Origin of the sequence: Pseudomonas sp. B7(2017), from assembly GCF_002112745.1 — a bacterium.
Lineage (GTDB): Bacteria > Pseudomonadota > Gammaproteobacteria > Pseudomonadales > Pseudomonadaceae > Aquipseudomonas > Aquipseudomonas ekonensis.
On record NZ_NEIP01000022.1, the window covers coordinates 1 to 20,990 of the forward strand.

A 20,990-nucleotide genomic window follows, 5' to 3' on the forward strand; every position below is an offset into this window, starting at 1 on the left:
TGGAACCACCTGATCCCATCCCGAACTCAGAAGTGAAACGATGCATCGCCGATGGTAGTGTGGGGTTTCCCCATGTGAGAGTAGGTCATCGTCAAGATTAAATTCCGAAACCCCAACTGCGAAAGCGGTTGGGGTTTTGTTTTGCCCGCAGGAAAGTTTTGTTAGCGTACGCAGAACAAATTTGCACAGTTATTTTCGAATAAGAACACTAAAATAGACCCCTCTTTTTCGGAGCCAGTGCCCTTATGTCTGATTCGGTTGACGCCCCCGGGCTGTCAGATTTACCGCTGGATGACTTGGTGGCCTGCCATGAGTGCGACTTGCTGATGCGCAAGCCGAAACTTGCCCATGGCGAGAAAGCCCTTTGCCCTCGCTGCGGCTACGAACTGTACGCCCATCGCCACAACGTGGTGCAGCGCAGCCTCGCCCTGGTTGTGGCGGCGCTATTGCTTTATGTGCCGGCGAACTTTCTGCCCATCATGCAGCTCAATGTACTCGGGCAATCATCGCAGGACACGGTCTGGAGCGGCGTCGTCGGTCTTTTCGACACCGACATGCGCGGCGTCTCGATCGTCGTGTTCCTGTGCAGCATGGCGATTCCGCTGCTCAAGCTGTTGTGCCAATTGATGGTGCTGCTGACGATCCGCTTCAATGTCGGACGCAGTTATGGCCTGCTGCTCTATCGGATCTATCACCACATGCGGGACTGGGGAATGCTGGAGGTGTACCTCATGGGCGTGCTGGTGGCGATCGTCAAGTTGGCGGACATGGCGGCGATCACCGTCGGTCTCGGCCTGATGTGCTTCATCGGTTTGCTGTTGGTTCAGGTCTGGCTGGAGGTGGTGATGTCACCGCATCAAATCTGGCAGGCGTTATCAGGAGAGGATGCCCATGCGGGCGATTGATGCAGGCATTCTGATCTGTGCCGAATGCCATGAACTGAACAGGCAGGAGGCCGGCACCGATGAGCAGACGTGCACGCGTTGCGGAGCGCAGGTCCACGCCCGGCGTCCGAACAGCCTCGTGCGTACTTGGGCGTTGTTGATCACGGCCGCCATCATCTACATCCCGGCCAACGTGTTGCCGATCATGACCGTCAGCGCGTTGGGCCAAGGCGAGCCCGCCACGATCATGTCCGGCGTGATCCAACTGGTGCAGCACGGGATGATCCCGATCGCGGCGGTGGTGTTCATCGCCAGCATCCTGGTGCCGACGTTCAAGCTGGTGGGCATCGCCCTGCTGCTGTTTTCCGTGCAGCGGCACCAGCCGTTGTCCGCACGTCAGCGGATCTGGATGTACCGCTTCATCGAGTTCATCGGCCGCTGGTCGATGCTCGACATTTTCGTGATCGCCATCCTGGTGGCGGTCGTCAACTTCGGCCGGCTCGCCAGCGTCGAAGCCAATCTCGGCGCCGTCGCCTTCGCCAGTGTGGTGATCCTGACGATGCTCGCCGCTGTCACTTTCGATCCCCGACTGATTTGGGACAACACGGAGTCGGATGCCGACCATGACTGATTTGCCTGTAGCGAAAACCCGACCGGCCTCGAACTGGTCCGCCATTTGGGTGCTGCCCCTGATCGCCCTGATCATCGGCGGTTGGCTCGGCTGGCGTGCCTACAACGAGACCGGCATCGAGATTCAGGTGCGCTTCGAAAGCGGCGAGGGCATTCAGGCCAACAAGACCGAAGTGTTTTACAAAGGCATGACGGTCGGCAAGGTGAAGGCCCTAAAGCTCGACGACGAAGGCAACTCCAAAGGCGTGATCGCCACGATCGAGATGAACAAGGATGTCGGACAGTACCTCAAGACCAGCACCCGTTTCTGGCTGGTCAAGCCGAGCGTGAGCCTGGCCGGCATCACTGGCCTCGAGACCCTGGTGTCCGGCAACTACGTGGCCATCAGCCCGGGAGAAGGCGAGCCGACCCGCAAGTTCACGGCCCTGGCCGAAGAGCCGCCGCTGTCCGATTCCCAGCCGGGCCTGCACTTGACCATCAAGGCGGATCGCCTTGGCTCGCTGGACCGTGGCAGCCCGGTGTTCTACAAGCAGATCAAGGTCGGCCAGATCAAAAGCTACCTGCTGTCCGAAGACCAGAACACCGTCGAGCTCAAAGTGTTCATCGAACCGGCCTACGCCAAACTGGTGCGCAAGCACACGCGGTTCTGGAACGCCAGCGGCATCAGCATCGACGCCAACCTGTCAGGCGTGAAGGTGCGCAGCGAATCCCTGGCCAGCATCGTCGCCGGCGGCATCGCGTTCGCCACCCCGGAGAACCGCAAGGACAGCCCGCCCACCGACCCGAGCCTGCCGTTCCGCCTCTACGAGGACTTCGACGCCGCGGCCGCCGGGATCCGGGTGAAGGTCAAGCTCAGCGACTACGAAGGTTTGCAGGCCGGCCGTACGCCGGTGATGTACAAGGGCATCCAGGTCGGCAACCTCAAGGCGCTGAAGATCGATCCGGACCTGTCCACCGCCACCGCTGAACTGACCCTCGACCCGCTGGCCGAGGACTATCTGGTGGCCGGCACTCAGTTCTGGGTGGTCAAACCGTCGATTTCCCTGGCCGGCATCACCGGCCTGGAAGCGTTGGTTAAAGGCAACTACATCGCTGTGCGCCCGGGCGACAAGGGTGCGGCGCCGCAGCGCGAGTTCGAGGCCCGGCCGAAGGCGCCGCCGCTCGACCTGCGGGCGCCGGGCCTGCACCTGGTGCTGTTCACCGACAACCTGGGCTCGCTGGAGGTCGGCAGCCCGGTGCTCTACAAGCAAGTCAAGGTCGGTTCGGTGCAGAGCTATCAGTTCTCCAAGACCAAGAAGCAATTGGTCATCGGCGTGCACATCGAGAAGGAATACGAAAACCTGGTCAACGCCTCCACCCGTTTCTGGAACGCCAGCGGCGTCACGCTGACGGGCGGCTTGACCAGCGGCATCCAGGTCAAGAGCGAATCCCTGCAGAGCCTGATGGCCGGCGGCATCGCATTCGAGACGCCGCAGGCCAAGGCACCGCTGCAGAAGCGCATTCCGCGTTTCCGTCTGTTCGCCAACCATGACGAGGCGAACCAGAAAGGCGAGGTGGTGACGATCAAGGTCGACCGCGCCGACGGGTTACGCAGCGGCACGCCGATCCGCTTCAAGGGGTTGGATGTCGGCAAGGTCGAGAGCGTCGACCTGACGGACGACCTGCAGTCGGTGATCCTGACTGCCCGCATCACCGAAGTGCCGGAGCGCATCGCCCGGGTCGGCAGTCAGTTCTGGGTGGTCAAGCCGGAGCTGGGGCTGATCAAGACCTCCAACCTGGAGACCCTGGTCACCGGCCAATACCTGGAAGTGCAGCCGGCGGCGAAGAGCCTCGGGCCGCAGAACAACTTCGTGGCGCTGGCCAGCCCGCCGGAAGCGGCGAAACAGGAGCCGGGGCTGAGCCTGGTGCTGAGCGCCGCCCGCCGGGGCTCGCTCAAGCCTGGCGTGCCGGTGACCTACCGCGAAATCACGGTGGGCAAAGTCACCGGTTACGAGCTGGGGCAGACGGCGGACCGGGTGCTGGTGCACATCCTGATCGAACCGAAGTACGCGCCGTTGGTGCGCAGCGGCACGCGGTTCTGGAACACCAGCGGCCTGGGCTTCGATTACGGTCTGTTCAAGGGCGTGACGGTGCGCACCGAGTCGCTGGAGACCCTGATCCAGGGCGGCATCGCCTTCGCCACGCCGGACGGCGAGCGGATGGGCAGCCCGGCCCGTGCGGAGCAGACGTTCCCGCTGTTCGACAAGTTCGAGGACGAGTGGCTGACCTGGGCGCCGAAGATTCCGCTCGGCAAGTGACCTATGCGTAGGCGCCGGCACTGAAAATCCCAGGCCAAGAAAAAGGGCCGCGATCCATTGGATCGCGGCCCTTTGTTTTGCCTTCAGCCCACGCGGATCAGACCGCGTCCAGCTCCGGCTCGTCGGCTTGCGCGTTGAGGGTGGCCTTCACCACGTCGTGACGGCGGATGTACTTCCAGTCCGCCTCGTCGATGTAGATCCCCGCCGGGCCGCTGCCGCCTTCCAGGTCGATGGCGACACTGGCGCAGACCTGCGGCTTCACGCTCGCCAGGATCGGCACGAAGCCCAGCTGCAGGCTGGTCTCCAGCAGCGCGGCCTGGTTCTTCTCGTCGATGTCCGCCGCCTCGTCGAGGTAGTACGGCAGACGCACGCGGCCGGCCAGGTCGCGGTCCATCAAGTGCAGCAACAGGTACATGTTGGTCAGCGCCTTGATGGTCATGGTGGTGCCGTTGGACGCCGCACCGTCGATGTCGGTGTGGATCACCGGCTGGCCGTTGACCTTGGTGATCTCGAACGCCAGTTCGAACAAGTCCTTGAGGCCGAGCTGGTTGTGGTTGGCCGCCACCAGCCGCGCCAGGTATTCCTTGGCCTCTTCGTTCTTGTTGTCCTGCTCGGCGCTCTGGCTCAGGTCGAACACCGACAGGGTCTCGCCTTCCTCGTACTGGCCGGCGCTGTGGATGATCTGGTCGATGTGCTTGAGCGCTTCCTTGTTCGGTGCCAGCACGATGCGGAAGCTTTGCAGGTTGGACACCTGACGCTTGTTGATCTCGCGGTTGAACAGCGCCAACTGGTGTTCGAGGCTGTCGTAGTCGCTGCGGATGTTGCGCAGGGTACGGGCGATGTCGGTGACCGCCGCGCGCCGCGCCTTGCCCAGGGTGAGGGCTTCGTCGGTGCGGTGCGCGTAGGCGTTGATCAGCAGCTGCAGGCGGCGCTCCATGTCGTCTTCGCTGTCGAACTTGGCCACGCCCTTGAGGCGCACCTGGGCGTACAGCGCTTCGATCTGGCCGTCGCAGCGCAGCAGGCCCTGCCAGCTGTCCTGGTAGTCGTTGAGCAGCGGCAGCAGGTTGTCCATCGAGTCGTCGACCGGATCCATGAACGGCGTGCCGAACGGCAGATCCGCCGGCAGCAACTGACGGCGGCGCAGGGCGTCGTCGAGGGTGCGTTGCTTGGCTTCCATGTCGGCGATCTGCCGGCCGACCAGTTGCAGCTTGGCCGACAGCTGCTGGACGCGTTCGGTGAACGCATCGCTGGAGCGCTTGAGCTCGTCCTGGGCGGCTTCCATCTGCGCGAGCTGTTCGAGCTTGTCGCCTTCCTCGGCGCTCAGAGTCTGGGTGCGGCGGAAGTCTTCCAGCGCCTTCTGCGCGTCCAGCACCTGCTGGTACAGCGTTTCGGTCTGGGTCTTGCTCGCGGCGCGGTCGGCGGCCACGGCCTGCTGGGTCTTGAGTTGCTTGAGCTCTTTTTCCAGACGCTCCTTCTGGTCGCGCAGCGCGGCGCGGTCGGCCAGGGCCTGGAGGGCCGGCGGCTCGATGTGCGAGATGTCGATGGACAGGCCCGGCACCTCGAAGCGCTCGCCCTTGAAGCCGTCGAGGATCAGTTCCACGGACTTGACCCATTCTCCGGCGTCGTCCAGCGCGATGCCGTGTTCGCCCAGCGGCAGGCTGAACAGCGCACTGTTAAACAGGCGCATCAGGCGTTCGACGTCCTGCTGGGAGAACTCTTCGCGCAGGCGGGCGTAGCTGTTGTTGTCGGCGTGGTCGAGTTGCTGCTTCACCGACTTCAGGCGCTTCTCCAGATCGCGCAGGCGCTCTTCCAGATCTTCGGCGCTGAACTGACGGGACTGCGCCAGGGCGCCGGCCAGTTCGTCGTGGGCGTCCTTGGCGGCCAGCAACTGCTGCTCCAGCACCTTGACGTCGTCGACCAACGCAAAGCGGTGCTTGAGCACCGACAGCTCACCGAGCCAGCGCTGGATGCCGGTGATTTCCCGCTCCAGGCGCATCAGTTCCTGGGTGCCGCCGCGCTGGTCGTTCTGCAGGTCGTCCTGCTCGCGGCGGTAGTGTTCGGCCTGGATCGTCAGCTCTTCCTTGCGCGCGTTGGCGTAGTCCGACCAGGTGCCGAGCAGCGAGTCGAGCAGCGGCGACAGGCGATGCAGCTTGCCGCGCAACACGTCGCGCTGCTTGACGCCGTTGGCCAGGGCCTCGACCAGCGGGCCGGCGGCCACCAGCGAGTTGTAGTCCTGTTCCATGCGGCGCACATCGCGGAAGGCTTCTTCGCAGGCGGCGATGTAGTCGACGCTGCCGGAGCGCAGGCTGTGCTCGAACGCGTCGAGGAACAGTTGCTTGAGCTTGGCTGCGGTGATTTCGCGCATGTGCAGCAGGTTGATGAACAGGGCGCGGAAGGTCTTCAGGCTTTGCTCGTTGGTGGAGCGCAGCGGGATCAGGGTCAGGTCGAGCGGGATCGACGTATGGCCGCCGACCAGCAGGCGACGCAGTTCGTCGGGCTTGAGCTCGTAGGCTTTGAGGCCTTCGCGCTCAAGGTTGCTGAACAGCTCCTTCTGGCGCAGGCAGGTGTCGTCTTTCTGGTAGTGGGCCAGGTCGAGCTTGCCGGCGTAGGCGAAGAACTGGTGGCCGAAGCCGCCGCCCGGGCCGCGACCGGCCACGCCGATCACGTGGGGGCCGTGGGGCAGGTTGACTTCGACGAGGATGTAGCTGGTGTCCGAGGCGAAGTAGAAACGCCGCGACTGCTCCAGGCTGTACTTGCCGAAGCTCATGTCCGACATGCGCGCCAGGATCGGGAACTGCAAGGCGTTGATCGAGGCGGACTTGCCGAGGTTGTTCGCGCCGTAGACCGACAGCGGCTCTTCCAGCGGGAACAGGCCCAGGCTGTAGCCGGCGGTGTTCAAAAGGGCAAAGCGGCGGATGCCGTAGCGTTCCTGGCTCATTCGCCATACTCCTGTTCTTCGGCAATGGCCCGGGCCAGTGCGTCTTCTTCGCTTTCGTCCTCGAATTCGGACAGGTCAAGCGGGTCGTCGGTGGCCAGAAACTTCGCTTCGGCCGCGGCGTCGATCAGCACCGGCGCCGGCAGCGGCAGGACGCTGTGGACGCTGGCCGCCAGGTCGCGGTCCTGCTGCACCGACAGGCACACGTCGAGGAAACGGTGCATCGGCGGCAGGAAGCGGTACACGCCGTTCTCTTCGCTGGCGAAGCCGAGCTGGGTCATGCGGCGCATGATCTTCTCTTCGAGTTCGTCCTGGGTCTGCACTTCGGCCTGGATGAACAGGTCGCGGTACTTTTCCAGCAGCGACGGCAGTTCCTCGCGGCCGAGGCTGCCGCCGTCGAGCACGGCGATCGGGTCGCGGCCCTGGTCGGCCAGGTGCTCGACGAGGATGAAGGTGAACAGCGCCAGGCGCTGGGCGGTCTTGTTCACCGCGGCGGCGGCCATGTCCGGCACGAAGTAGTAGAAGCCGCGGGTGTCGCAGACCAGTTCGAAGCCCAGGGCCTTGAACAGCGTGCGGTACTGGTCCTGGAAGTTGGACAGTTGCGCGTACAGTTCCGGATCGCGGCGGCTGACGTGGTAGCCCTTGAACAGTTCGCGGAAGATCGGCGCGAGTTGGGACAGTTCGGATAGATCAAGATGCATGAGAAGTACCTGCAGAGAGGGGGCTCGCAGCATCCTCGGCGGCGGTGTCGCGGGCCGAGAGCAGGGCGAAGGAGCGCAGGCTGACCCGGTGCTCGTGAGTGTGGTATTCGCGGCGCTCCAGACGCTCGCGCTTGAAGCGTTTCTCCCGCGACAGGCGCGAGAACCAGTAGAGCAGTTCGTCGGTGGCGCCGTCCGGTTCCTGCTCCAGCAGCCAGTTCATCAGATCCGGCATCGGCAGGGCTTCTTCGCAGCGGTCGACCATTTCGCGCACGGTGCGCGGCGCCCGCGGGGCGTCGCCGCCCTTGGCGGTCTTGTGGGCCTTGGGGAAGCGCGCCGGTTTCGGCTCGAAGCGGGCGAGGGCGTACACGTAGGCCTCGACCTGGCTGGCGCTGCCCAGGAACGTGCTTTGCGGACGGGTGAACAACGGCATCGCCGCCTGCGGCACGGCGTCGAGGCCCTTGCGCCGGATCGCCGCCAGGGCGAGGGCGGCGCCGCGGGTCACGGCGTTGTGCCGGCGGGCCTCTTCGCGCAGCGGCAGCAGCAGTTCCCGGGCGTGGCGCAGGGTGAGCTGGGCGCTGGTCTGCATTTCGAGGATGCGCGCGTGGGTGCGCAGCAGCATGTCGTCGTCGACCAGATGGCCCAGGCGCTGCTGTTCGCTGAGCATCTTGAGCAGCACGGTCTCGACCTTGCGCACGCCCTGTTCGAAGGCGCCGTCGGCGTTGACCAGGTCGATCATCGGCTCGACGTACTCGTCCCAGGTCGCCAGCACTTCGGCGTAGCGCTGGCGCAGCGGGATCTGCCGGTCGCTGGTCTTGGCCCGTTCGGCCACGGCCACCAGGGCCTGCTCGTCGTTGTCGAGCTTCTTCAGGACGTCGCGCACGCGCATGTCGAGCAGGCGCAACTGACGGGCGAGGTCGTTGCCGTCGCGGATCTCGAAGGCGTCCTGGATGTAGCCGGCCAGGCGTTCGAGGTGGCGCAGGTAGGCTTCGATCTCCAGGCACAGGCCCAGGCGGTGTTCACGGCGCAGGTAGGCGAGGAAGTCGTGGATCTGCGCGTTGAGCTCGAAACGGTTCGGGCTTTTGGCCACGGGCACCAGAATGTCGAGGCGGATCCACACGTCGAGCAGGTGGGTGATGTCCTGCGGCGTGCTTTCCAGTTGCTGGGCGGCCAGTTGCGTGCGCAGTTCGTTGAGGCTCAGGGTGCCTTGGTCGAAGTGCTCGCACAGTGGCTCCAGAAGTGCCCAGTGTTCAGCGAGGGCGCGCAAGACGCGCTTGGGTTCGATCATCGGAATGGCCGGCTGGTTGGCGGATAAAAGCCGCGATTGTACTGCATCGCGCGCGGTGCGATTCATTCTCGGGACGGGCTGTCGCATTCTTTGGTGAACGGACACCGGTCAAGGCTATCGATCAACAGCAAGCGATCTTGAGCGAAGGGCGGTAGAATCAGCGCACTTTAAGTTATCCACAAGTGGCCGACCCTTGCTTATCGAGTCCCGCCGCCGCGCCTATCTGAACGCCATGCAGGTGGTCAATTGGCTGCCGCGCACCGAATTGCCCTTTGCCGCGCCGTCGCGGCCCGAGTTGCTGGAGGCGCCTGAACCCGAGGCCGTCGTGCCGGATCTGCCGGCCTCTGCGGCCTCGGCCCCGGCGCAATCGGCCCCGCGTGCGGCCGAGCGGGTGAAGATCGAAGTGCCGCGCCCGACGCCGGCCGCCGGCCGTCCTGCCGCCAAACCGGTGGAGGACGCCGAGGAGGCGGCGCCGGTCGTGCGTCCCGCACCGGTGCCGCCGCCGCGTTTCGCCCTGCAGCTGCTGCGGGCCGGGCGGTGCTTCCTGCTGGTCGAGCTGCCCACCGGCGAGCCGTTCCAGTCCCGGGATCCGGCCTACCTGCTGCTCAAGGACATGCTGCGCGCCGCCGGCCTGCCGGACGCCCCGCAGATCGTCGGCGAGCCGGTGCGCTGGCCGCTGCTGGTGCGCAGTTCGATGGATCAGGGGCCGGAGGCGGCCCGGGATTTCGTCCAGGGGTTCCTGTCGGTGCGCATGGAAGAAGCGCCGTGTGCGTTTGTGTGGCTGATCGGTCTGCCGGCGGTGCGGTTTGCCGGCGAGGCGGACGCCGAGGCGTTCAACCGCGAACTGCAGATCGAAGGGCTCGGCCCGGCCTGGGCGTTGCCGGGCCTGGAACTGTTGATGGAAGAGCCGCAGCGCAAGGGCGCCGTGTGGCAAGCCATGCGCCGGCTGATGGCGCGCTGGAAAGAATCGAATGAGTGACGCTGTATCGTTCCGCCCGATGACCGAGGCGGACCTGGACGCTGTGCTGAAGATCGAATACGCGGCGTACAGCCACCCGTGGACCCGCGGGATCTTTCTCGACGGTCTGGGCAAGTACCAGATCTGGCTGATGTTCGAAGGCCAGCAGCAGGTCGGTCACGGCGTCGTCCAGATCATCCTGGACGAGGCGCACCTGCTGAACATCACGGTCAAGCCCGAGAACCAGGGCCGCGGCCTGGGGCTCAAACTGCTGGAGCACCTGATGTCCCGAGCCTACGCGGCCGAGGCGCGGGAGTGTTTCCTGGAGGTGCGCGACAGCAACACCGCGGCGTTTCGCCTGTACGAGCGCTACGGCTTCAACGAGGTCGGCCGGCGCCGGGACTACTACCCGGCGGTGGGCGGACGCGAGGACGCCGTGGTGATGGTCTGCACGCTGGTCGACTGATCCCCTCTGGCCGCACAAGGCCTGCACGGTCTCAGCGCTTGCGGTCCAGCGGGTCGCGCCTGGCCAGTTCCGCCTCGTCCGGCCCGTCGCCGGCGCCGATGTCCCGGCTGTCGACGATGCTCAAGTCCCAGTCCGCCGGATCGTCCCGACCGGCCTCACGGGCATCCCTGGCGCCGTCTTCGCGGATCAGGGTCTCCGGGCTCAGGTCATCGTCGGTGGGCTGATGGTCGCCGACGGAAGCACCGGTCATGCCCGCTTCACGCACCCGCTGGCGGGGCATCAGCTGTTCGCGCTCCCGGGGCGGCAGTTCGTCGCCGATCTTGGCGTCCGGCTGTTCGTCGTCGAAATCCAGCTCGTGCACCGACCCCATGCGGTCTTGGGTATCATCGATCGGCGCCGGCTGCGCTGCGTCGAAGGGGCGTCGTGAGTCGTTCATGGCAATTCCTCGTACTATGCTGTGGGCCTTATCTGGGTGGACTCACCGGGCACCCGAGAAATTCCGATGAAAACACTTGCCGCGCATCCGTGACCCCGACCGGCGGTCGACTGTCACACCCACGCATCTTTCTTGAGGCCTTACAGCATGCATGACTTACAAGACCTGATTGATAACAACGAGCGTTGGGCTGACGCGATCACCAAGGAAGACCCGGATTTCTTCGCCAAGCTGGCCCGCCAGCAGACGCCGGAGTATCTGTGGATCGGCTGCTCCGACGCACGGGTGCCGGCCAACGAGATCGTCGGCATGCTGCCGGGCGATCTGTTCGTGCACCGCAACGTCGCCAACGTGGTACTGCACACCGACCTCAACTGCCTGTCTGTGATCCAGTACGCGGTGGACGTGCTCAAGGTCAAGCACATCCTGGTGACCGGCCACTACGGCTGCGGCGGTGTGCGGGCCTCGATGCAGGATCGCCAGTTCGGCCTGATCGACGGCTGGCTGCGTTCGATCCGCGACCTGTACTACGAGAAGCGCGAAGAGATCGCCAAGCTTGCGACCGAGGAAGAGCAGGTCGACCGCCTGTGCGAACTCAACGTGATCCAGCAGGTGGCCAACGTCGCCCATACCAGCATCGTGCAGAACGCCTGGCACCGCGGCCAGAGCCTGTCGGTGCACGGCTGCATCTACGGCATCAAGGACGGTCGCTGGAAAAGCCTGAACACCACCATCAGCGGTTTCGAGCAACTGCCGCCGCAATACCGCCTGCGTCCGGTCGGGGCGCCGTGACGGCGTGATCAGCGCCGGCGCCTCCAGTCCTGCAGGAAGCGCTGGCCTTGCGGGTTCGGCGGTTCGTCGAACCCGGTGATCCAGCCGCGGCAGCGCGGGGCGCCGCAGCCGCAGGCGAACTGGTGCAGCACCTTGCTTTCGGTGGCGGCCAGATCGACCGTGAGCCGCTCGCCCGGCGCGATGTCCCTGAGCGCCCACAGCCACAGTTCGCTCATGTCCAGGAACACGTTCGGGTCGCAGGCATGTCCGATCAACCCGCAGAATCTCGGGTCATACAGATGCACGTCCGGCAGCAACTGCCGGGTCTGCCGGCAGCGGTAGGGCAGCAGTTGCCCCGAGATCCGGCACATGCGGCTGATGCGCAGGAATCCCTTGCGCGCCACGACGGCCGAGGGCAGGCCTTGGGGATCGTGGACGATCTCGAAGTCGTGCCGGGAGGGAAAGCCTAGGCGGACCGGCAGCCCCGCGAACGGATAGATGCCTTCCGTGTCGCGCGGCACGGGTCGTTGGACGACGCAACGGTTCATAACTGTCCCTGTCGATGGTCGTGTTGATTCCTCAAAACCGACGTCCTGTCGGTACTGTTTCGCTGATTGGCTCAATGTTCTCGCGAGCGGCCCGGCAGGTCTACTGTCAGATCTGACAGGCGAAATGGACGCATCCTTGCGTCAGTCCTGGCTGACACAAGGGGCGTCGAGCGTGCCTTACAGGTGCGGGGCGGGTTGGGCGGTGGCCGGCAGCGGTTCCTTCAGGGCCTTGAGCTGCGTCTTGACCGGCGCGGTGGTGCACTTGGCCGCCGCCTGCTCCGGGGTGAGGTTGCGGATCGAGGTGTAGAACAGCTCGCAGGTCTTGACCTTCTGCGTGACTTGCCAGGTCTGGGTGCAGCTGTCGAGCAGGGTCTTCGGATCGCTGCCCGGCTTGCTGCCCATGCCCGCCTGCCAGCAGGCGGCGCTCAGGTCCTGGCCCATCACCTTCAGGCCGGCCGCGTCGGCCTTGGCCTGGGCGTCGTCGCCGGTGTAGGTTTCCGGATCCGCCGCGTACCAGATGTAGCTCGGGTGGTTGGAGCCCAGCACCGGCACCTTCACGCCATCGCTCGGGCTGATGGTCGCCAGGCCCAGCACGTTCACGGTCTGGCCGTACTGCTGCTTGATCCAGTTACGCACCGGCGCGCCGAAGGCCACCATCGGCAACGCGGCGCCGTTGGCGCTGACGCTGACCTGCTTGACCATGGTGGTCTGGTAGTCCTTGAAGTAGTCGTAGACGCCTTCCAGATCCTTGCCGGCGCTGGCCGGCGCGGCGATCGGGGCGATGTCGACGATGGTCTGGTAGGCCGGGGTCTGGTCGGCGGGGATGCCGTTGTCGGTCAGAAGCGCCGCCCAGCGGTCGGTGGTGTTGGAGCGCAGGTAGTCCTGGGCCTGGGTCAGCGAATAGTCCGGCGGGAAGTGCAGCAGCTCGACGCTCTTGCGGTTCTCCAGGGCCATGCCCAGCGGCAGGAACAGATACCAGCTGTACGCCCACTTGCCGTCGGCGTTGAGCTTGCTGGCGCCGGTGTAGGCCAGGTCGCCGGCGTCCAGCAGGGCGGACAGCGGCTTGTCGTAGCCCTGCGGCACGCCGCTGATCTCGGCGTAGAGCTGATCGTTGTCGGTCTTCACCAGCACCTTGGCGTTGGCGTACCCGTCGCGCTGCACGCTCTGGGTCAGGTAGTGCGACACGGTCTGTTCCAGCGTCCAGTTGCGGAAGCAGATCACGCTGCAGTTGTTGGGGTAGGCGAAGAGGCGGGTGACGCGTTCGGTGCTGCCCAGCTTCAGGTCGACATCGGCGTGGGCCGCCGCGCTGAGGGTCAGCGCGGCGAGAGTGAGTCCTGCGAGTTTGAACATGCTCAGATCCTTTTCAGCGTGGGTCCCGGAGATGGGATGCGTGCCATATTGGATCAGCCGTACGGCGCAGAGAAGCGCCCGCACGGAGTTTTTTTGCACGCCCGCAGGCGCTCTCCTCAGACCGGAAAACGCAGGGCGGCGGTCAGGTCGCCCAGCGGTTTCTGGCCCCGGGCGGCCATGGCCTCGTCGCGTTGCCTGAGCCCGTCGAGCTTCTCCAGCCGGAACACCCGGGTGATCAGGCGCAGGATCGAGGCGGTGTCGTACACCGTATGGTCCACCGTGCCCTTGCGGGCGAACGGCGACACCACCAGCGCCGGCACCCGGGAACCGGGGCCCCAGCGGTCGCCCTTGGGCGGCGCGACGTGGTCCCACCAGCCGCCGTTCTCGTCGACCGTGACGATCACCACCATGTTTTTCCATTGCGGACTTTCCTGCAGCACCTTCAAGGCCCTGGCGATGTGGCGGTCGCCGGAGGCCACGTCGGCGTAGCCGGCATGCATGTTCAGGTTGCCCTGGGGCTTGTAGAAGCTGACGGCTGGCAGCATGCCGGCCTCGGCGTCGGCGAAGAAGCGGTTGCTGCCCGACTCGTCGCCCAGGCCCGCGTCACGCAGGCGCCGGGCGCGCTCTTCGGGGTTCTCGGGCCCCTGCTGGCGGAAGTAGTTGAACGGCTGGTGGTGGTACTGGAAGTTCGGGATCTTGGGGATGCCGCCCGAGTCCTTGAACTGATCCAGCGTCGCTTGCCAGGCGCCGGCGTACCAGGCCCAGTCGATGTTGCGCTTGGAGAGCTTGTCGCCGATGTGTTCGTGGGTCTGGGGCACCAGGACGTTGGGCAGGTCCGGTTTGGAATAGGCCGGCCGCTCCGGGTCGCGGATCCAGGTGGGCCAGTACGGTGGCGCCAGGGTGTTCACCGCATAGCCGTCCGGCGTCAGCGCGCTCGGGCCGAACTGCGGCGGGCCGGTCATGGCGCTGGCCGGGGATTGCTCCAGCGGCTTGAGGCGCGGGTCGGCGGGGTCGTCGCTCTGCAGGGACGCGATCTGACCTTTGGCCACCGACTCGGCCGCGTGCGGATAGAAAGGCACGGTGGCGCTGATCAGGTACTGGTGATTGAGGAAGGAGCCGCCGAAAGCGCCCTGGAAGAAGTTGTCGCACAGCACGAATTCCCGGGCGACGTCCCACAGGCGCAGGGAATAGCGGCTCTGTGCGTAGTGGCCCATGGTCAGGCCGCCGGAGTCGGCCCAGGCCACGAAGCCGTCGTTCTTGCCGCCGTTGATCTGCATCTGGTTCTGGTAGAACACGTGCCACAGGTCGCGGGTCACCAGGCCCAGCGGCAAGTCTTCGGCGTTCGGCCCTTTGAGGGCGAACGGTGCGTTGGGCAGGTTTTCCTGAAACTGCACGGCGGTGGGGTACGTCACGCCGTCCAGGGTCTGCGGGCCGGTCTGCAGGATGCCGCCCCAGGCGGGAGGCAGGGCCGGCAGCAGGCTGCCGTCGCGGTCGCGCTGCTGGTAGTCGGCGGGCTTGAGGGCCGACAGCGGTCGCTCGACGCCCGGGAAGTCGCCGAACAGGTTGTTGAAGCTGCGGTTCTCGGCGTAGATCACCACCACGGTCTTCACGTGGGTTTGCAGGGCCTTGTCCAGTTCGGCCGCCGACAGCGGACGTTCGTCCGGCTTGTCCGGTCCGTCGCCGCGGTTGCCGCAGGCCGCCAGCGTCGCTCCGGCGCCGAGCACCGCCACACCGCCGAGGAAACGGCGGCGACTGGTGTCGGCAGGAAGGTCATGGTCGGGGGAGGGCGGGGCGCTGTCGTTTGTGTCGTCGTTCATCTAGAAGCCTGTGTCTGCTTAATTGTTTCAGTATATTTCTGGCGGACGCTAGCAAGGGAATGTGACGGTTGGGTGACCGTCCGCAAGGCCAGGCCCGTCCCAGCGGGAGCGCGGCGTGTCCGCGCGCCCGTCAGGCCCGTATCCGTCAGCCGAGGCGGTTACGGCATCACCGGCGGCAGGTAGGCCAGCGTCGTCCCCAGTGCCCACAGCAACACCAGCACCAACGGCGTGTGCACCAGCAACTGCACGAACGAGAAGCCGATCAAGTCCCGCGCCTTCAGCCCCAGCACGCCCAGCAGCGGCAGCATGTAGAACGGGTTGATCAGGTTCGGCAGGGCCTCGGCGGCGTTGTAGATCTGCACCGCCCAGCCCAAGTGGTACTTGAGGTCGTTGGCCACCTGCATCACGTACGGCGCCTCGATGATCCACTTGCCGCCGCCGGACGGGATGAAGAAGCCGAGGATCGCCGAGTACACGCCCATCAGCAGCGCATAGGTGTCGTGGGAGGCGATGCTGACGAAGAACGTCGAGATGTGGTGGGCCAGGGTCTGGGCGTCGGCGCCCTTGACCGTGGTCATCAGCGCGGCGATGGAGCCGTACAGCGGGAACTGGATCAGCACTCCGGTGGTGGTCGGCACGGCGCGGGCGACCGCGTCGAGGAAACTGCGCGGACGCCAGTGCAGCAGCGCGCCGAGCATGATGAACAGGAAGTTGTAGGTGTTCAGCCCGGAGATCGCGGTGATCGCAGGCTTGGTCGAGAACTCGTGGAACAGCCAACCGGCCGCCAGCAGCACCAGCACGATGATCAGCAGCGGGCTGTGTTCCAGCCACTCGCCGGGGCGGGTGCGCGGTTGCAGCGGCGGCAGGTTGAAGCTCGGGTCGATGCCGCAGGCCTGGGCGTCGCGGGCGGAGTTCGGGCCGGGGGCGGTGGCGTAGGCGATGATGATCGACACCACGATCAGCGCCAGCAGCATCACGCCGGACTGCCAGAGGAAGATGGTCTGGGTGAACGGGATCACCCCGGTGATCGACAGGATCGACGGCGGCAGGCTGCCGGGGTTGGCCTGCAGTTGCGCGGCCGACGAGGACAGGCCCAGCGCCCATACCGCGCCGAGGCCCAGGTAGGCCGCGGCGCCGGCGGCGCGGTAGTCCATCTTCAGGTCGCTGCGCCGGGCGAGGGCGCGCACCAGCAAGCCGCCGAACACCAACGACAGGCCCCAGTTGAGCAGCGAGGCGACCATCGAGATCAGCGCGACCCAGGCCACGGCCGAACGGCCGTTCTTGGGCAGCCGCGCCAGGCGGTCGATCAGTTTCACGGCGGGCGGCGAGCTGGCGACCACATAGCCGCCGATCACCACGAAGGCCATCTGCATGGTGAAGGGGATCAGGCTCCAGAACCCGTCGCCGAACGCCATGGCGGCGTCGGTGGGCTTGGCGCCCATGGCCAGGGTGGCCAGGGCCACGATGATCACGGCGAGCGCGGCGAACACCCAGGAATCGGGAAACCAGCGTTCGGCAAAGTTGGAACAGCGCAGGGCAAAACGGGCGGAGCGGCTATCTTCGATGTCAACGGCCACGGGAATACCTCGGATTCTTATGTTTATTGTGATCCGTCAGAAGCGCCGCGCCCCCTGTGGCAGCGGGCTTGTCCGCGAAGGCGTCAGGCCGGTCGGCATCGGTGCCGGACGCAACGGCCTCTTCGGGGGCAAGCCCGCTGCCACGGTGTGTCTGGCGTGGTGTCTGCGGACAGGCCCCAACAGTAAATCAGGCGCCGGCCTTTCCGTGAGCAGGTTTTGCAAAACCGGGACTATGGTCTAACGGGTTGTCCCCCGGCCCGTTTGCGTAGACCATGGGCGCCCCGGTTTTTGCCGCTGCCCGAGCCCCTGTCATGACTGCCGACCCGCTTGCCCGACCGGCCCCTTTCAGCCGTTCCGACTACAAGACCTTAGGTCTTGCGGCGTTGGGCGGGGCGCTGGAGATCTACGACTTCATCATTTTCGTGTTCTTCGCCCTGACCCTCAGCCAGCTGTTCTTCCCGCCGGAAATGCCCGAATGGCTGCGCCTGCTGCAAAGCTTCGGGATCTTCGTCACCGGGTATCTGGCGCGGCCGCTGGGCGGGATCCTGATGGCGCATTTCGCCGACCGCCTGGGGCGCAAGAAGGTCTTCAGCCTGAGCATCCTGATGATGGCGCTGCCGTGCCTGCTGATCGGGCTGATGCCGACGTACGCGCAGATCGGCTACTTCGCGCCGCTGCTCCTGCTGGCGCTGCGCATCCTGCAAGGGGCGGCGGTGGGCGGCGAGGTGCCGAGCGCCTGGGTGTTCGTCGCCGAGCACGCGCCGCCGGGCCACCGTGGCTATGCCCTGGGCTTTCTGCAGGCCGGCCTGACCTTCGGTTACCTGATCGGCGCGCTGACCGCGACCTTCCTGGCGCAGATGTTCACCCCGGCGGAAGTACTCGACTACGCCTGGCGCTACCCGTTCCTGCTCGGCGGCGTGTTCGGCGTGATCGGTGTGTGGCTGCGCCGCTGGCTCAGCGAGACGCCGGTGTTCATGGCGATGGAGGCGCAGCGCGAAGCGCGGGTCGAACTGCCGCTGCGCACGGTGCTGCGCGAGCACCGCCTGGCGATGCTGCCGGCCATGCTGCTGACCTGCGTGCTGACGTCGGCGGTGGTGGTGTTCGTGGTCATCACCCCGACCATGATGCAGAAGACCTTCGGCATGACCGCCAGCCGCACCTTCGCCTTGAGCGCGCTGGGCATCGTGTTCCTGAACATCGGCTGCGTGATCGCCGGCAAACTGGTCGACCGCATCGGCGCCTGGCGCACGGTCATGCTCTACAGCCTGCTGCTGCCGCTGGGCATCGGCGTGCTGTACGCCTGCCTGATCGGCGGGGGCGGCTGGATCGGCCTCGCCTATGCCGTGGCCGGGCTCGCCTGCGGCGTGGTGGGGGCGGTGCCGTCGGTGATGGTCGGTCTGTTTCCGGCGCGGATCCGGGTGTCGGGGATCTCCTTCACCTACAACATCGCCTACGCGGCCTGGGCCAGCGTCACGCCGCTGCTGCTGGTCGGGCTGATGCCGTGGAGCCCGTGGGTCTGCGTGATCTTCTGCGCCGTGATGGGCCTGGCGGGCCTGGCCGGCGCGGCGTATTTCGGCTCGCGGATGCCGCATCCGGGACAGTGCCGGGTGGCGGGAACCGCCTGAGTGGCGGGGGCCGAACTATTTTTGTAGGACAGCCCTCAAGCGCACTTCAGAAAAGAATCCCGAGGCCGATGGTTAGGTGGCATACCCGCTTTCTACCCATCGGTGCTTTCCCATGTTCAATACACGCCTGAAGCAAGAGCTCGCGGCTCTTCGCGAAGAACTCTCCAGCCTTCTGCAAGTGAAAGAGAGTCTGGAAAGCGAGATGCTGGTGCTGACCCTTGAGCCCGACGGACGCATCCAGTCCGCCAACCAGAATTTCCTCAACGAGATGGGCTACCGGAGCCACGACCTGATCGGTCGTGCCCTGGAAGACATCGTGCCGGCCCATGTGAAGTCCGATGAGTTCCACCACCGTTTCCGCGCCGCGCTGACCCGCGGCGAACACTTCGCCGGGGCCGTGCGCCTGCTGCGCGGCAATGGCGAAGAAGCCTGGTTGCGTTCCATTTCGCAGCCGATCCGCTCCTCGGACGGGCGGATCAAGTATTTCGCGATCTACTCCAGCGACCTGACCCGCACCATCGAGGCCTCGCGCGAGCACGAGAACCTGATCGGGGCGCTGGTGCGTTCGACCGCCGTGATCGAGTTCGACCTCAACGGCAACGTGCTGAGCGCCAACGACCGCTTCCTCAATGGCATGGGCTACAGCCTGGCGCAGATCCAGGGCAAGCATCACCGCATGTTCTGCGACCCGATGGAAGCCGGCAGCGCCGACTACCAGAACTTCTGGCGCCGCCTGAACAACGGCGAGTTCGTGGCCGGCCGCTTCAAGCGGGTGGACAGCCATGGCCGCACCGTGTGGCTGGAGGCTTCCTACAACCCGGTGGTCGACGCCAACGACAAGCTCTACAAAGTGGTGAAGTTCGCCACGGTGATCACCGACCAGGTCAACCAGGAGCAGGCGGTCGCCGAAGCCGCCAACATCGCTTACAGCACCTCGCTGCAGACCGACAGCACCGCCCAGCGCGGCACCGCGGTGGTGACCGAAGCGGTCAATGTGATGCGCGACCTGTCACGGCACATGCAGACCGCCGGCGAAGGCATCGAGGCGCTGAACGAGCAGTCGCTGGTGATCGGCACCATCGTCAAGACCATCAGCGGCATCGCCGAACAGACCAACCTGCTGGCGCTCAACGCTGCCATCGAAGCGGCCCGCGCCGGCGAGCAGGGGCGGGGCTTTGCGGTGGTGGCCGACGAAGTGCGGCAACTGGCCTCGCGCACCAGCCAGGCCACCGAAGAGATCGTCGGCGTGGTGCGCCAGAACCAGGACATGGCGCGCAACGCCGTGGCCTTGATGACCGACGGCAAGCTCCAGGCCGAACAGGGCCTGGCGCTGGCGGCGGAGGCGGGCACCGTGATCGTCGAGATCCAGGACGGTGCGCAGAAGGTGGTGAACGCGGTCGGCCAGTTCGCCAACCAGCTGTCCAACTGATTCAAGGCTTCTCCCTGTGGGAGCGAGCTTGCTCGCGATGGCGTCCGATCACTCACGTTCCAGGTGACTGACGGGGCGCCCTCGCACGCAGGCTCGCTCCCACAGTCATTGGGGCTGAGGCTACAATCGGTTCCTTTTCCCGGAGCAGATGCCCATGAGCGTTTCCCACCGCCGCCCGGTTCCCCTGAACAAAGCCTACCGCCTGCTCAACCACGGCCCGACCGTGCTGGTCAGCGCCGCCCACGACGGCCAGCGCAACATCATGGCCGCCGCCTGGGCCATGCCGCTGGACTTCGAACCGCCGAAGGTGGCGGTGGTGCTCGACAAGTCCACCTGGACGCGGCAACTGCTGGAAGCCAGCGGCACCTTCGTGCTCAACGTCCCTTGTGCGCTTCAGGCCGACGTCGTGCAGACCGTCGGTTCGACCTCCGGGCTTGAGATCAGCCAGGCCCAGGGCCGGGACAAGTTCCAGGCCTTTGGCTTGCAGACGTTCGAAGGCGAACAGGTGCAGGCGCCGATGCTCGACGGCTGCGTGGCCTGGCTGGAATGCCGGCTGCTGCCGGAGCCGCACAACCATGACCGGTACGACCTGTTTCTCGCCGAGGTGATCGCCGCCCAGGCGGACGAACGCGTGTTCAGCGACGGCCGCTGGCACTTCGACGGTCAGGACGGTTTGCGCACGCTGCACCATGTGGCCGGCGGGCACTTCCTGAAGATCGGCGACCCGGTGGACGGCAAGGCGCTCAAGGCCTAAAGGCGGATATGGTTCTTCACGTGGGCACGGCTCGGCTGCGGCAGCAGAAAGTCGTGCAGCAGTGACACCCAGGCCGACAGCACCAGGGTCATGATGCCCAGCACGGCGTTGGCCAGCCACTGCTTGAGGGCCACGGGCTCCACTTCGATGAACGGTGCGATGATCAGGAAGCCGACGATGGCCCCCAGTCCGGTGCGCAGCAGCGTGAGGAAGCTGGTGCCGACCTCGGCGGTCACCTGGTAGATCGACTCGAAGCGCTCCCGCATGCGGTCTGTCTTGAGCCGGTACAGTTTCTTGTGCAGGCACACCAGGCTGTAGATCAGCAGCAGGCACACGGCGTGGTCGATCACCGGGGTGCTGGCCAGCAGGGCCTGGAGCATGGCATGCAGCTCCGAGGGACGGGTCGAGTGCATCAGCAGCGGCACCGTCCCCAGCAGGAAACCGACGATCAGCTCGGTTCTGAAACGCCGCAGAAACCTTCCGAAATCCGCGTATGAATTGCTCTGCCAGCGGTTGCTCATGGAATG

General features: G+C 65.7%; 17 protein-coding genes, 1 rRNA gene and 2 pseudogenes. 11 read left to right on the forward strand and 9 right to left on the reverse strand.

Annotated features, from left to right (window positions below):
• The 4 genes from rrf to CAG29_RS25800 form a co-directional block, all read left to right on the forward strand.
• Positions 1 to 97: ribosomal RNA gene (rrf, locus tag CAG29_RS25785) — 5S ribosomal RNA — on the forward strand; the annotation flags it as partial.
• A 148-nt stretch (positions 98 to 245) separates the two neighbouring features.
• Entirely contained in the window at positions 246 to 905 is a 660-nt protein-coding gene (locus CAG29_RS25790; RefSeq protein ID WP_085584651.1) for a paraquat-inducible protein A, read from the forward strand.
• Positions 892 to 1,515 carry a paraquat-inducible protein A gene (locus CAG29_RS25795; RefSeq protein WP_085584653.1) on the forward strand — a complete coding sequence of 208 codons (624 nt, stop codon included), beginning with the start codon at positions 892 to 894 and terminating at the stop codon, positions 1,513 to 1,515. Before CAG29_RS25790 ends, CAG29_RS25795 begins: the two co-directional genes overlap by 14 nt.
• Positions 1,508 to 3,811 carry an intermembrane transport protein PqiB gene (locus CAG29_RS25800; RefSeq protein ID WP_085695338.1) on the forward strand — a complete coding sequence of 768 codons (2,304 nt, stop codon included), beginning with the start codon at positions 1,508 to 1,510 and terminating at the stop codon, positions 3,809 to 3,811. Before CAG29_RS25795 ends, CAG29_RS25800 begins: the two co-directional genes overlap by 8 nt.
• Before the next feature lie 97 nt (positions 3,812 to 3,908).
• Here the strand turns inward: CAG29_RS25800 and mksF are convergent, their stop codons facing one another.
• Genes mksF through mksB form a run of 3 tightly spaced genes read right to left on the reverse strand, consistent with a single transcriptional unit; the run spans position 3,909 to position 8,732 of the window.
• Complete coding sequence (mksF, locus tag CAG29_RS25805) at positions 3,909 to 6,749, reverse strand: Mks condensin complex protein MksF (protein ID WP_085695339.1); 2,841 nt, start codon at positions 6,747 to 6,749, stop codon at positions 3,909 to 3,911.
• Entirely contained in the window at positions 6,746 to 7,447 is a 702-nt protein-coding gene (gene mksE, locus CAG29_RS25810; RefSeq protein WP_085584659.1) for an Mks condensin complex protein MksE, read from the reverse strand. Before mksE ends, mksF begins: the two co-directional genes overlap by 4 nt.
• A complete protein-coding gene (mksB, locus tag CAG29_RS25815; protein WP_170930077.1) occupies positions 7,437 to 8,732 on the reverse strand; it encodes an Mks condensin complex protein MksB in 1,296 nt (431 codons plus the stop codon). Before mksB ends, mksE begins: the two co-directional genes overlap by 11 nt.
• 232 nt (positions 8,733 to 8,964) lie before the next feature.
• On the opposite strand from mksB, the gene CAG29_RS25820 reads away from it, so the two are divergent.
• Together CAG29_RS25820 and rimI are read left to right on the forward strand one after the other, a co-directional pair.
• The gene (locus tag CAG29_RS25820) at positions 8,965 to 9,711 is read left to right on the forward strand and encodes an energy transducer TonB (protein WP_085641013.1); all 747 of its coding nucleotides are present in this window, start codon (positions 8,965 to 8,967) and stop codon (positions 9,709 to 9,711) included.
• Positions 9,704 to 10,156 carry a ribosomal protein S18-alanine N-acetyltransferase gene (rimI, locus tag CAG29_RS25825; RefSeq protein WP_085584665.1) on the forward strand — a complete coding sequence of 151 codons (453 nt, stop codon included), beginning with the start codon at positions 9,704 to 9,706 and terminating at the stop codon, positions 10,154 to 10,156. Before CAG29_RS25820 ends, rimI begins: the two co-directional genes overlap by 8 nt.
• A gap of 31 nt (positions 10,157 to 10,187) precedes the next feature.
• On the opposite strand, the gene CAG29_RS25830 is transcribed toward rimI, so the two are convergent.
• Entirely contained in the window at positions 10,188 to 10,592 is a 405-nt protein-coding gene (locus CAG29_RS25830) for a serine kinase/phosphatase (RefSeq protein WP_085695340.1), read from the reverse strand.
• 147 nt (positions 10,593 to 10,739) lie between these two features.
• On the opposite strand from CAG29_RS25830, the gene can reads away from it, so the two are divergent.
• Positions 10,740 to 11,384, forward strand: coding sequence for a carbonate dehydratase (gene can / locus CAG29_RS25835; RefSeq protein ID WP_085584669.1), 645 nt, complete (start codon positions 10,740 to 10,742; stop codon positions 11,382 to 11,384).
• 8 nt (positions 11,385 to 11,392) lie between these two features.
• Here can and CAG29_RS25840 read toward each other — a convergent pair whose 3' ends face one another.
• The 4 genes from CAG29_RS25840 to CAG29_RS25855 form a co-directional block, all read right to left on the reverse strand.
• Positions 11,393 to 11,911: an SET domain-containing protein gene (locus tag CAG29_RS25840; protein ID WP_085584671.1), complete on the reverse strand. Its 519-nt coding sequence runs from the start codon at positions 11,909 to 11,911 to the stop codon at positions 11,393 to 11,395.
• Between the two features lie 177 nt (positions 11,912 to 12,088).
• Positions 12,089 to 13,261, reverse strand: a complete 1,173-nt coding sequence (locus tag CAG29_RS25845; protein WP_085584673.1) for a hypothetical protein — start codon at positions 13,259 to 13,261, stop codon at positions 12,089 to 12,091.
• A 116-nt stretch (positions 13,262 to 13,377) separates the two neighbouring features.
• The gene (acpA, locus tag CAG29_RS25850; RefSeq protein WP_085695341.1) at positions 13,378 to 15,078 is read right to left on the reverse strand and encodes an acid phosphatase; all 1,701 of its coding nucleotides are present in this window, start codon (positions 15,076 to 15,078) and stop codon (positions 13,378 to 13,380) included.
• Between the two features lie 158 nt (positions 15,079 to 15,236).
• Entirely contained in the window at positions 15,237 to 16,655 is a 1,419-nt protein-coding gene (locus CAG29_RS25855) for a short-chain fatty acid transporter (protein WP_085656731.1), read from the reverse strand.
• Positions 16,656 to 16,966: 311 nt separating this feature from the next.
• Here CAG29_RS25855 and CAG29_RS25860 point away from each other — a divergent pair, with 311 nt between their 5' ends.
• The 4 genes and pseudogenes from CAG29_RS25860 to CAG29_RS25870 all read left to right on the forward strand — a co-directional run bounded on the left by CAG29_RS25860 (position 16,967) and on the right by CAG29_RS25870 (position 20,463).
• On the forward strand, positions 16,967 to 18,280 hold the full coding sequence (locus tag CAG29_RS25860; protein ID WP_085629358.1) for an MFS transporter: 1,314 nt from the start codon (positions 16,967 to 16,969) through the stop codon (positions 18,278 to 18,280).
• A gap of 202 nt (positions 18,281 to 18,482) precedes the next feature.
• Positions 18,483 to 19,121: pseudogene (locus tag CAG29_RS29185) on the forward strand (PAS domain-containing protein); the annotation flags it as partial.
• A gap of 156 nt (positions 19,122 to 19,277) precedes the next feature.
• Positions 19,278 to 19,709: pseudogene (locus tag CAG29_RS29190) on the forward strand (methyl-accepting chemotaxis protein); the annotation flags it as partial.
• Positions 19,710 to 19,863: 154 nt separating this feature from the next.
• The gene (locus CAG29_RS25870) at positions 19,864 to 20,463 is read left to right on the forward strand and encodes a flavin reductase family protein (protein WP_085584683.1); all 600 of its coding nucleotides are present in this window, start codon (positions 19,864 to 19,866) and stop codon (positions 20,461 to 20,463) included.
• Here the strand turns inward: CAG29_RS25870 and CAG29_RS25875 are convergent.
• Entirely contained in the window at positions 20,460 to 20,984 is a 525-nt protein-coding gene (locus CAG29_RS25875; protein WP_085584685.1) for a hypothetical protein, read from the reverse strand. The genes CAG29_RS25870 and CAG29_RS25875 overlap by 4 nt on opposite strands.
• Positions 20,985 to 20,990: the final 6 nt, after the last annotated feature.